9 protein-coding genes are annotated in these 11,328 nt (G+C 63.6%); all 9 read right to left on the reverse strand.

The window, feature by feature from the left end:
- On the reverse strand, nt 1-577 hold a 577-nt coding region (locus P7A97_RS02590), incomplete at its 3' end, for a beta-ketoacyl synthase N-terminal-like domain-containing protein (protein ID WP_277688380.1).
- Between the two features lie 84 nt (nt 578-661).
- Nucleotides 662-1,528, reverse strand: a complete 867-nt coding sequence (locus tag P7A97_RS02595; protein ID WP_277688381.1) for an oxygenase MpaB family protein — start codon at nt 1,526-1,528, stop codon at nt 662-664.
- Between the two features lie 68 nt (nt 1,529-1,596).
- Nucleotides 1,597-3,534, reverse strand: coding sequence for an acetate--CoA ligase (acs, locus tag P7A97_RS02600; RefSeq protein ID WP_277688382.1), 1,938 nt, complete (start codon nt 3,532-3,534; stop codon nt 1,597-1,599).
- 152 nt (nt 3,535-3,686) lie between these two features.
- Nucleotides 3,687-5,351, reverse strand: coding sequence for a glucose-6-phosphate isomerase (gene pgi, locus P7A97_RS02605; RefSeq protein WP_277688383.1), 1,665 nt, complete (start codon nt 5,349-5,351; stop codon nt 3,687-3,689).
- A 127-nt stretch (nt 5,352-5,478) separates the two neighbouring features.
- On the reverse strand, nt 5,479-6,327 hold the full coding sequence (panC, locus tag P7A97_RS02610) for a pantoate--beta-alanine ligase (protein WP_277688384.1): 849 nt from the start codon (nt 6,325-6,327) through the stop codon (nt 5,479-5,481).
- Nucleotides 6,324-7,124, reverse strand: coding sequence for a 3-methyl-2-oxobutanoate hydroxymethyltransferase (gene panB, locus P7A97_RS02615; protein ID WP_277688385.1), 801 nt, complete (start codon nt 7,122-7,124; stop codon nt 6,324-6,326). Before panB ends, panC begins: the two co-directional genes overlap by 4 nt.
- Nucleotides 7,125-7,302: 178 nt before the next feature.
- Complete coding sequence (gene folK, locus P7A97_RS02620) at nt 7,303-7,788, reverse strand: 2-amino-4-hydroxy-6-hydroxymethyldihydropteridine diphosphokinase (RefSeq protein ID WP_277688386.1); 486 nt, start codon at nt 7,786-7,788, stop codon at nt 7,303-7,305.
- A gap of 1 nt (nt 7,789) precedes the next feature.
- Nucleotides 7,790-9,193 carry a polynucleotide adenylyltransferase PcnB gene (locus P7A97_RS02625; RefSeq protein WP_277688387.1) on the reverse strand — a complete coding sequence of 468 codons (1,404 nt, stop codon included), beginning with the start codon at nt 9,191-9,193 and terminating at the stop codon, nt 7,790-7,792.
- Between the two features lie 674 nt (nt 9,194-9,867).
- Entirely contained in the window at nt 9,868-11,292 is a 1,425-nt protein-coding gene (locus P7A97_RS02630; RefSeq protein WP_277688388.1) for a sigma-54 dependent transcriptional regulator, read from the reverse strand.
- Nucleotides 11,293-11,328 lie beyond the last annotated feature (36 nt).

Genomic DNA, 11,328 nt, shown 5'->3' on the forward strand with positions numbered 1-11,328 from the left:
CGGCCTCGATGGCGGCGCAGGCCTTCTGCTGGGAGGCGGCGGCGAAGGCGTCCTGGGCCTCGCGGCTGATGCCGTATTTCTCCACCAGGTTCTCGGCAGTGATGCCCATGTGGTAGTCGTTGAAGGCGTCCCACAGGCCGTCCTGGATCATGCTGTCGATCAGCTTGCCGTGGCCCATGCGCTGGCCGGTACGGGCGGCGGGCATGACGTAGGGCGCCAGACTCATGTTCTCCATGCCGCCGGCGATGATCACCTCGGCGTCGCCGCAGCGAATGGCCTGTGCGCCCAGGTGCAGGGCCTTGAGGCCGGAGCCGCAGACCTTGTTCAGGGTCATGGCCGGCACGGCATGCGGCAGACCAGCCTTGATCGCGGCCTGACGCGCGGTGTTCTGTCCGGCGCCGGCGGTGAGCACATGGCCGAGCAGCACTTCATCGACTTCGGCGGGATCGAGGCTGGTCTTGTCCAGCAGGCTGCGGATCACCGCGGCGCCCAGGTCGACGGCCGGCACATTGGCCAGGGCGCCCTGGAAACCGCCGATGGCGGTGCGGGTGGCGGCGACGATGACGACTTCTTGCATGTGCAGTTCCTCGATTCGGATCATGGTGTGACCGGAAAGGCGCTGATGGTCGCACAGCCATAGCTGACCGGCCAGCCACGCTCTTTACTGCAATAGGCGGCCTCGGGCGCGCTGGGCAGCACTGCTGCGCACGGCCCAGCGCAGCACTGCAGCCGTGCGCTGGACGCTGCTGCGAATCAACGGGCGGCGCCAGGCGGCCTGCCGCTCGCCCAGCAGGTCACTGGCCCAGTCCGGCAGTAGGTCGACGCCGGCGTTCATCATCAGATGGCCGAAGGGTTTGGCCAGGATGCTTGGCATCGGTGCCGCGTACAGCAGCCGGACCACTTCGCGGGTGCGTTCATCGCAGAGCAGTTGTGCCCGCATGCGTTGCAGGTAGTCGGCGACCGCCTGGCGTGACTGGGGTACGTCCCGCGCGCCCAGGCGATGAGCGATCAGCGCCACCTCCCGGTAGTAACGATCCTGCTCGGCCGTTGGCAGTCGTGGGTTGACGTAACGCAGGTAGCCGGCGAGGAACTGGCTGACTTCGGAGACATGCACCCAGGTCAGCAACTGCGGATCGCTGGCTGCGTAGGCACGGCCATCCGGCGCCTGACCTACCACCTGCAAATGGATGGTGCGCACCTTGTCGAGCAGACGCTCGGCATCCTGCCCCCCGCCATAGCTGGTGCCGGCGATGAACAGGCTGGTGCGACGCAGGCGGCCGAGCATGTCCTGGCGGAAGTTGGAGTGGTCCCAGACCCCAGCCAGGGCCAGCGGATGGAGCATCTGCAGGAGCAGGGCGGAGATGCCTCCGACCATCATTGAGGTGAAGTCGGCGTGCACTTCCCAGACCATCGAGGCGGGGCCGAACAGGCCGGGGTCGCCTCTTGGCTGGTCGAGGTCGAGCTGTTTCAGCGAAGCACCGGTGAGGCTGTGCACCTGGGCTTCTATTTGGCGGCGTAGGGGCTCCATGTGCGCCAGTGTCCGTGCTCTGACACCTTGGATCAAGACGCTGGCGGGGTTGAGGCCCCGCCGGCGTTTCAGCGATTGAGGCGCTGTTCGATCAGGCTGTCGACCACCGAAGGGTCGGCCAGAGTGGAGGTGTCACCCATGTTCTCCAGCTCGTTGCAGGCGATCTTGCGCAGGATGCGGCGCATGATTTTGCCCGAGCGGGTCTTGGGCAGGCCGGGCGCCCACTGGATCAGCTCGGGTTTGGCGAAGCTGCCGATCTCCTTGCCGACCAGTGTCAGCAGCTCTTTTTGCAGGGCTTCGGAGGGTTCGCTGCCTTTCATCAGGGTGACATAGGCGTAAATCCCCTGGCCCTTGAGGTCGTGTGGGTAACCGACCACTGCCGCTTCGGCCACGGCGTCGTGCAGCACCAGGGCGCTTTCCACCTCGGCGGTGCCGATGCGGTGGCCGGAGACGTTGATCACATCGTCGATGCGGCCGGTGATCCAGTAGTAGCCATCCTCGTCGCGGCGCGCGCCGTCGCCGGTGAAGTAGTAGCCGGGGTAGGGCTTGAAGTAGGTGTCGATCATGCGCTGATGGTCGCCGTACACACTGCGAATCTGGCTCGGCCAGCTGGCTTTGATCGCCAGCACGCCGGCGCCGGGACCGCTGATCTCCTTGCCCTGTTCGTCGAGCAGTACCGGTTGCACGCCGAAGAATGGCCGGGTCGCCGAACCGGGCTTGAGGTCGGTGGCGCCAGGCAGCGGGGTGATCAGGATCGAGCCGGTCTCGGTCTGCCACCAGGTGTCGACGATCGGGCAGCGGGTCTCGCCGACCACGTGGTAGTACCACTCCCAGGCTTCCGGGTTGATCGGTTCGCCTACCGAGCCGAGCAGGCGCAGGCTGGAGCGGTCGGTGGCCTTGACCGGCGCCTCCCCCTCGCGCATCAACGCACGCAGGGCGGTGGGGGCGGTGTAGAAGATGTTGACCTGATGCTTGTCGATCACCTGCCAGAAGCGCGAGGCATCGGGGTAGTTGGGCACGCCCTCGAACATCAGGGTGGTGGCACCGTTGGCCAGCGGGCCGTAGACGATGTAGCTGTGCCCGGTGACCCAGCCAACGTCGGCGGTGCACCAGTAGATATCGCCCTCGTGGTAGTCGAACACGTACTTGTGGGTCATGGCCGCGCTGAGCAGGTAGCCGCCGGTGCTGTGCAGCACGCCCTTGGGTTTGCCGGTGCTGCCCGAGGTGTAGAGGATGAACAGCGGGTCCTCGGCGTCCATTGGCTCGGCGGGGCAGTCTGCACTGGCCTCATGCAGGGCCTGGTGATACCAGAGGTCGCGCCCCTCCACCCAGGCGATCTCACCCTGGGTGCGCTCGACCACCACCACGGTGCTGACCTTGGGGCAACTCTGCAGGGCCTTGTCGACGTTGTTCTTCAGCGCAATGTACTTGCCGCCACGCACGCCCTCGTCGGCGGTGATCACGGTGTGGCAATCGGCATCGAGGATGCGGTCGCGCAGCGCGTCTGGGGAGAATCCGCCGAACACTACCGAGTGGATGGCGCCGATACGCGTGCAGGCGAGCATGGCATAGGCCGCTTCGGGGATCATCGGCATATAGATGCACACCCGGTCGCCTTTCTTTACTCCACGGCTTTTGAGCACATTGGCCAGGCGGCAGACATGGCTGTGCAGCTTGTTGTAGGTGATGTTGGCCGACTCGGCCGGATTGTCGCCTTCCCAGATGATGGCGATCTGCTCGCCGCGCTCGTTCAAGTGGCGGTCGATACAGTTGTGCGCGACGTTGAGCAGGCCGCCCTTGAACCAGTGCGCTTCGCCTTTGCTCAGGTCGCTGTGATGGAGCTGGTCCCAGGGTTTGAACCAATCGAGGAACTGCTGTGCCTGCTCGCTCCAGAACGCTTCGGGCTGCTCGATGGACTGTTGATACAGGCGCAGGTAACCCTCGTTGTTCAATAGGGCACGCTGACGTACGGCGTCGGGCACGGGATGGCGGGTGATTTCGAACATGGCTTGGGCCTTTTTGTTGTCGTTCGCGATGGGGCTAGGGTGCATCCAAGCGGCTGCTTGGTTCAACCCGCATTCGGACTACCTCTCCACTTTAGAACACCCCAATAAGCACGAACCCGGCGCAGGGCCGGGTTCGTTGGTGCAGACGTTCGTCAGCCGCGGTGCCGGCCGCGGAAGAAGTCGATCAGGCCCTGGGTCGAGGCGTCCTCTGCCGCCGGCTGGTCCCAGCCCGTGAGGCGCTCATACACGCCCTTGCCCAGCTCCTTGCCCAGTTCCACCCCCCATTGATCGAAGGCGTTGATGCCCCACAGCACGCTCTGTACGAACACCTTGTGCTCGTACATGGCCACCAGCGCGCCGAGGCGGCGTGGGCTGATGCGTTCCAGCACCAGGGTGTTGCTGGGGCGGTTTCCGGGGATCACCTTGTGTGGTGCCAGGCGCTGCACTTCGGCTTCGTCTGCACCACGCGCGCGCAGCTCGGCCTCGGCTTCGCTGCGGGTCTTGCCCAGCATCAGCGCTTGGCTCTGCGACAGGCAGTTGGCGTAGAGCCACTGATGGTGATCAGCCACCGGGTTGTAGCTGACCACCGGTACGATGAAGTCCGCCGGAATCAGCTCGGTGCCCTGGTGCAGCAGTTGGTGGTAGGCATGCTGGCCATTGCAGCCGACGCCGCCCCAGATCACCGGGCCGGTTGCGCAGCTGACCGGGCTGCCGTCCTGGCGCACGCTCTTGCCGTTGGATTCCATGTCCAGCTGCTGCAGGTGCTTGGTGATGTTGCGCAGGTAATGGTCGTACGGCAGGATCGCGTGACTCTGTGCACCCCAGAAGTTGCCATACCAGATGCCGAGCAGGGCCAGTATCACAGGCATGTTTTGCTCGAAGGGGGCTGTACGGAAGTGCACGTCCATGCTGTACGCGCCGGACAGCAGTTCCTTGAAGTTGGACATGCCGATGGCCAGGGCGATGGGCAGGCCGATAGCCGACCACAGTGAATAGCGCCCGCCGACCCAATCCCACATGGGGAAGATGTTTTTCTCGCGGATACCGAAGGTGATGGCCGCTTCCTTGTTGCTGGTCACGGCGATGAAGTGGCGATAGAGCTTTTCTTCGGTGCCGCCGCGGGCCAGGTACCAACTGCGTGCGGCCTGGGCGTTCTTCAGCGTTTCCAGGGTGCCGAAGGACTTGCTGGAGACGATAAAGAGCGTGGTTTCGGCATTCAGCTTGGCAGAGAGTTCGTGGAACTCGCTGCCGTCGATATTGGCCAGGTAATGGCAGCGCACACCGCGCTGAGTGAAAGGCAGCAGGGCTTCCGAAACCAGTTGTGGGCCGAGAAAGGAGCCCCCGATACCGATGTTGACCACATCCGTGATGGTCCGGTCGCTGTAGCCACGCCACTGGTTGCTGTGGATGCGGCTGACGATATCGGTCATCTGGTTGAGCACGCGATGCACTTGCGGCATCACATCCTGGCCGTCGACCTCGACCGAGTCGCCGATCGGGCGGCGCAGTGCCGTATGCAGGGCCGGACGGTTCTCCGAAGCGTTGATGTGTTCGCCGTTGAACAGCGCTTCGATGGCTTCCTGCAGGCCGCTCTCTTTAGCCAGATCGACCAGCAGGTTGCGAGTCTCTTCGTTGATCAGGTTCTTCGAATAGTCGAGGAAGATGCCGCTGGTGCTGAGGGAAAAACGCTCGAAACGTTTGCTGTCACTGGCAAATGCTTCGCGCATGCTGAAATCCTGCATGGCCTTGCGGTGTTGGAGCAGAGCCTGCCAGCTCGGCAGGGCGGTGACGTCGAGTGGCTGCTGATAGTAGGCCATGTAGTGCTGCCTCCTTGTAGGTGTGGCGTCCTGGCAATAAAAAGCCCGGAGGGTTCCGGGCTTGAGTGTAACGGCATGCGCTGTGCTCAGGCGACAGCCAGTGTGGCGCGGTGCCATGCCCTGGCGATTACAGCTCGAAGGTCAGATTGTCGATTAGGCGGGTCTTGCCGAGAAAGGCGGCGGCCAGGATGACCAGTTGGCGGCTCTCTTCCGTGGCGCTGCGCAGGTCGTGGCTGTCGCGCACCTCCAGGTAGTCGGGGCGCAGGCCGGCGCGTTGCAGCATGGCTTTGCCTTGTTCGGTCAGGCGTTCGAAGTCGCGTTCGCCACCGCGGATGGCGTCGGCCATCTGCGTCAGCGTGCGGTACAGCACGGGAGCGGTGGCGCGTTGCTCTGCATCGAGGTAGCCGTTGCGCGAGGACAGGGCCAGGCCGTCCTCGGCGCGTACGGTCGGCTCGCCAATGATCTGGATCGGCATGTTCAGGTCACGCACCAGGGTGCGGATCACCGCCAGTTGCTGGAAATCCTTCTCGCCGAATATCGCCAGGTCCGGCTGCACCATGTTGAACAGCTTGCTGACCACCGTGGCCACGCCGTCGAAGTGGCCGGGGCGGCTGCCGCCGCAGAGGCCTTCGGAAACCCCGCGCACGCTGACGCGGGTTTGGCTATCCATGCCGTGGGGGTACATTTCTTCGACATCCGGGTGGAACAGCAGATGGCAGCCGGCGGCGACCAGCTTGTCCTGATCGGCGGCCAGGGTGCGTGGATAGCTGGCCAGATCCTCACTGGGGCCGAACTGCAGCGGGTTGACGAAGATGCTAGCAACCACGAAGTCGGCGCGTTGCCGAGCTTTTTCTACCAAGGCGACGTGCCCGGCATGCAGGTTGCCCATGGTCGGCACGAAAGCGATGCGCTTGCCCTCGCTGCGTGCACGTGCGACAGCGGCACGTAGCTCCAGTACGGTCTTGACGGTATTCATGCGGAGAAACCGTGCTCCTCGGCGGGGAAACTGACGTCCTTCACGGCACGTACATAGGCGGCGAAGGCCGCTTGCACGCTGGTCTGGCCTTCCATGAAGTTCTTCACGAACTTGGGTGTGCGACCAGTCAGCGCCAGGCCGAGCAGGTCATGCATCACCAGTACCTGGCCGTCGGTGGCGCTGCCGGCGCCGATGCCGATGACCGGGATCTTCACTGCCTGGGTGATTTCGGCCGCCAGCTCGCTCGGTACACACTCAAGCAGCAGCATGGCCGCGCCAGCCTGCTCCAGGGCCATGGCGTCGGCACGCAGCTGGCGTGCGGCAGCGTCGCCACGCCCCTGTACCTTGAAGCCACCGAAGACATTGACCGCTTGCGGTGTCAGGCCCAGGTGGGCGCACACCGGCACGCCGCGCTCGGCCAGCTGGCGGATCGGTTCGGCCAGCCAGCCGGCGCCTTCCAGTTTGACCATGTGCGCTCCTGCCTGCATCACCGCAGCGCAACTGGCGAAGGTCTGTTCCAGCGTGGCATAGCCCATGAAGGGCAGGTCGGTGAGGATCAGCGCGCCCTGATTACCGCGCTTGACCGCGGCGGTGTGGTAGGCCATGTCGGCGACGGACACCGGCAGGGTGCTGTCGTGGCCTTGCAGGACCATCCCCAGGGAGTCGCCTACCAGCAGCACTTCCACACCCGCCTGGCACGCTGCCTGGGCGAAGGTGGCGTCGTAGGCGGTCAGCATGACGATCTTCTCGCCTTTCTGCTTGAGGCCTAACAGAGTGCTTACGGTTACATCAGGCATTGGCAAATCCTCATCAACGGGCCGGATTCCGGCACTTGTGGCGCCTGCTCTGGCCTCTCTGGGCGGCTTATATACGCCGTCTCGGGGCAAAGGGACGCCTATAGTCCCGATGAGGGTGCGCGAAGTCAATCACGCGGTGTTACCGCGCTGTTACGACGTTACCGCAGACTGGCGCGGCCTAGTCGCACATGCGCTCCAGGCCGGCGTAGGGGCACTCAGCCAGCAGCTGCTGCAGGGAGCGGCCATCGGGCAGTAGCAACTCGCATGCGATCTCGGCCAGCGGGTAGAGCACGAAGGCTCGGGCGTGCATGTGGTAGTGCGGTACGGTCAGGCGCTCTTCGGCCAGCTGGCGCGAGCCGAATAGCAAGATGTCCAGATCCAGGGTGCGTGGTCCCCAGCGTTCGGCTTTGCGCACACGCCCCTGCTCTTGTTCGATGCGTTGCAGGGCGTCGAGCAGTTGCAGCGGTTCCAGGCCGGTATCCAGTGCGGCTACTGCGTTGACATAGCGCGGCTGGTCAGGCGGCCCCAGCGGGTCGCTGGCATAGAGAGAGGAAGTGGCAGCCAGGTGGCTGTTTGGCAGTTCGGCGATAGCTGTGAGTGCTGCCTGCAGCTGTTTGCGGGGCTCGGCCAGATTACTGCCGAGGCCGATATAGACCCGCTCCATCCTATTCGCCTGCTGGAGTATCGTCGCGAGGTTTGCGGTTGCGATTGCGTCCACCACGGCGGCGCTTGCGGGCCGGCGCTTCTCCAGTCTCCGCAGGGCGATTGCTGAGGTCGCGGATCATGGCGCGGCGCTCGCTGTCGCTGGCGTCCTGATACTCGGTCCACCAGTCGCCAAGGCCGCCGGTCTGTTCACCCGCCTCTTCGCGCAGCAGGAGGAAGTCGTAACCGGCGCGGAAGCGAGGATTCTCCAGCAGCTGGTCAGCGCGTTTACCCTGGCGCCGAGGCAGGCGCTCCTGCATGTCCCAGATTTCTCGGATCGGCAGGGTGAAGCGCTTGGGCACGGCTATGCGCTTGCACTGTTCGCTGATCAGGTCGTGCGCGGCTTCCTGCATGGCCGGGATCGGCGGCATACCGCGTGCCTGCAGTTGGGCGGCGCGGGCCGGGATGGCCGGCCAGAGTAGTGCGGCAAAGAGGAAGGCAGGGGTGACCGGTTTGCCCAGAGCGATGCGCTCGTCGGTGTTGGCCAGGGCCTGGCGAATCAGTTTGCCGGTGTAGTCGGGGTTCTGTTCCAGTGCCCTGGCGCTGGCGGGGAACAGCGGGGCGAACAGGTCGTACTCGACCAGCAGTTCGAAGGTGTATTCGGCATAGCCGGCCAGAAACAGCTTGAGCACTTCGTCGAACAGGCGCGCGGCAGGTATGTCGCGCAGCATGGGGGCCAGACGGCGGATGGGCGCGGCGCTGTGCTGTTCGATGTCGAAATCGAGTTTGGCGGCGAAGCGGACGGCGCGCAGCATGCGTACCGGATCTTCCAGGTAGCGTTGCTCGGGGTCGCCGATCAGACGAATCAGGCGGTTGCGGATGTCGTGCACGCCGTGGGCGTAATCGAGTACGCGCTCGCCGGTTACATCGAAATACAGAGCGTTGATGGTGAAGTCACGGCGCTGGGCATCGCTTTCCTGGGTGCCGTAGACGTTGTCACGCAGGATGCGCCCGCTTTCGTGGCGTGCGGCCAGATGGCTGTCTTCCTCGTCGTCGCCTTGCGGGTGGTTGCTGCGGAAGGTGGCGACCTCAATGATCTCGCGACCGAAGTGCACGTGGGCCAGCTTGAAGCGGCGACCGATGACGCGTGCATTGCGGAACTCGGCGCGGACCTGTTCGGGCGTGGCGCTGGTGGCGACATCGAAATCCTTGGGTTGCACGCCGATCAACAGATCGCGAACGCATCCACCGACCAGGTAAGCCTGGTAGCCGGCCTTCTGCAGGCGCTCGACCACACTGACGGCATTACGGCTGAACTGGCCGCGCTGCAGTGAGTGCTGCCGCGGGCCGAGAATTTCCGGCGTGCTGCGCGGGCGAGCGGCGCGCTTGAGTGGCGAACGAAATGACTTGAACAGCTTTTTCAGCATGGGGGGCACTGTTTGCAGGAATAGACGGCTGGAAATACCTTCAGCCACACGAATGGCGCGGATTCTAGCATCGGGAGAGGGAATGAGGGTAAAGGCAGGCTGGGGATAGCGAGGGGGCTTAAGCTACAGGGGGAGCCGAGGCTCCCCCCCCAAATAGGTGCGTGCTTTGTTTTTGTTATTGATGCGAGCCTGTTGTTCTTGTTTTCGGCCCGTTTTTGGTAACCCCATCCGGGTACCAGTAGCAAACGGATTGCTTTGGATGCTGATGCTGCCTTGATCTTTCCGTGATCCAACCAGGGTAGGTGCTGCTTTGGAGTGCAGTTTTTGTTGTTCTCGACCTGGCCGTGAGACGAGTCTCTTAAGGCAAATCCTCTCCAAAAGAATCAGTTAGCTGCGCCTCCGCGTTGTTGTTTTTGTTGTGCTGGAGTCGTTCTATGTTGTTTTTGTTATGGAGTTTTCAAGCGTTGTGATTGTTGTTGTGCCAGAGATAAAGCAGAAGCCGTGCCAGTTTTTTAGATTCCTTTGTTTTCAATGGTTTGCGGGTATCTTGCGGTAAGGGTGGGCAGAAAAAAGCCGGGTTCTCGTTACCGATGAACCCGGCTTTTGTTACGCGATATTTGTAGGGGTAACAAATGCGGAACCTTTTTCGCCCGCCTTTGTCACTTGCCTTCTTGTCAGGACCCGGTCGCGGCCCCGCTCTTGCGCCGTGGAATGCCCAGGCGCTGGCGGCGCTCCCACAGGCACTTGCGGCTGATGCCCAGCTTGCGCGCCAGTTCGGTCTCGGTCATGTGATCCTGGTGCTCGAGCACGAAGTGCTGGAAATAGTCTTCCAGCGATAGATCTTCGGTTGGCTCGTGGTTGTTGTTGCTGGAACCGGATGCGCTGCCGGAGGCGCTGTAGTCCTCGTCGTCCAGATCATCCAGCTCGATGTCGATGCCCAGCAGCTCGGCGGAGATTTCCGTGCCTTCGCAGAGAATCACCGAGCGCTCGATGGCGTTTTCCAGCTCGCGCACGTTACCTGGCCAGGGGTAATGGCGGATGGCCTGTTCTGCATCCTGGGCGAAGTGCAGCTCCTCACGCCCCATTCGGGTGCATTGGCGGGCGAGGAAGGCGTGGGCGATTTCGTTGACGTCGGCACCACGTTCGCGCAGCGGTGGCAGCTTGAGGGCGATGACGTGCAGGCGGTAATAGAGGTCTTCGCGGAACTGGCCAGTTTTGGCCAGTGTCTTCAGGTCGCGGTGGGTGGCGGCGATCAGGCGCACATCGACCTTCTGCGACTGTACCGAGCCGACCCGGCGGATCTCGCCTTCCTGCAGCACGCGCAGCAGGCGGGCCTGCGCTTCCAGCGGCAGTTCGCCGATTTCGTCGAGAAACAGGGTGCCGCCATCCGCTGCTTCGACCAGACCGGCACGGCCGGCGCTGGCGCCGGTGAACGCGCCTTTTTCATGGCCGAACAGTTCCGACTCGATCAGGGTTTCCGGAATGGCCGCGCAGTTCACCGAGATCAGCGGCGCCTTGGCGCGCTTGGACAGGTTGTGCAGGGCTCGGGCCACCAGCTCCTTGCCGGTACCGGACTCGCCCTGGATCAGGACATTGGAGTCGGTCGGAGAAACCTTGCGGATCTTGCTGTACAGGTCCTGCATGGCGGCGCAGGAGCCGATGATGCCGATCTCACCCTCGGCGGCACTGCCATTGGCTTTGCCGGCGGCTTTGCTCGGCGCTTCGCTGGACGGGTTGCGGCGGGCTTCCTGGAAATCACGCAGGATGCGCGCCACGGCCTGGAGCATCTCGTCGTGGTCGAAGGGTTTGGCGATGTAGTCGACCGCACCCATCTTCATCGAGTCCACGGCCGAGCGCAGGCTGGCGTAGCTGGTCATGATCAGCACCGGGATACCCTGGGCCAGCTTGATCAGCTCGGTGCCGGGCGCGCCGGGCAGGCGCAGGTCGCTCACCACCAGATCGAAGCTGGGAATGCTGAAGCGCTCCTGAGCCTCCTGCACGGAACCGGCCTCGCTGACCTGATACTGGTTGCGCTCGAGCAAACGGCGCAGGGCGGAGCGGATGATGGTTTCGTCTTCGACGATGAGGATATGCGGCATTGACTCTCTCTCGACGGTCTCAGATTCCGGGCCTGT

The organism is Pseudomonas sp. GOM6 (genome assembly GCF_029537485.1).
Classification (GTDB): domain Bacteria; phylum Pseudomonadota; class Gammaproteobacteria; order Pseudomonadales; family Pseudomonadaceae; genus Aquipseudomonas.

Excerpts from the sequence above, each read along its gene's own strand:
- P7A97_RS02595 (WP_277688381.1), bottom strand. The coding sequence starts at position 1,528 with ATGGAGCCCCTACGCCGCCAAATAGAAGCCCAGGTGCACAGCCTCACC.
- pgi (WP_277688383.1), bottom strand. The coding sequence starts at position 5,351 with ATGGCCTACTATCAGCAGCCACTCGACGTCACCGCCCTGCCGAGCTGG.
- acs (WP_277688382.1), bottom strand. The coding sequence starts at position 3,534 with ATGTTCGAAATCACCCGCCATCCCGTGCCCGACGCCGTACGTCAGCGT.
- P7A97_RS02625 (WP_277688387.1), bottom strand. The coding sequence starts at position 9,193 with ATGCTGAAAAAGCTGTTCAAGTCATTTCGTTCGCCACTCAAGCGCGCC.
- P7A97_RS02630 (WP_277688388.1), bottom strand. The coding sequence starts at position 11,292 with ATGCCGCATATCCTCATCGTCGAAGACGAAACCATCATCCGCTCCGCC.
- folK (WP_277688386.1), bottom strand. The coding sequence starts at position 7,788 with ATGGAGCGGGTCTATATCGGCCTCGGCAGTAATCTGGCCGAGCCCCGC.
- panB (WP_277688385.1), bottom strand. The coding sequence starts at position 7,124 with ATGCCTGATGTAACCGTAAGCACTCTGTTAGGCCTCAAGCAGAAAGGC.
- panC (WP_277688384.1), bottom strand. The coding sequence starts at position 6,327 with ATGAATACCGTCAAGACCGTACTGGAGCTACGTGCCGCTGTCGCACGT.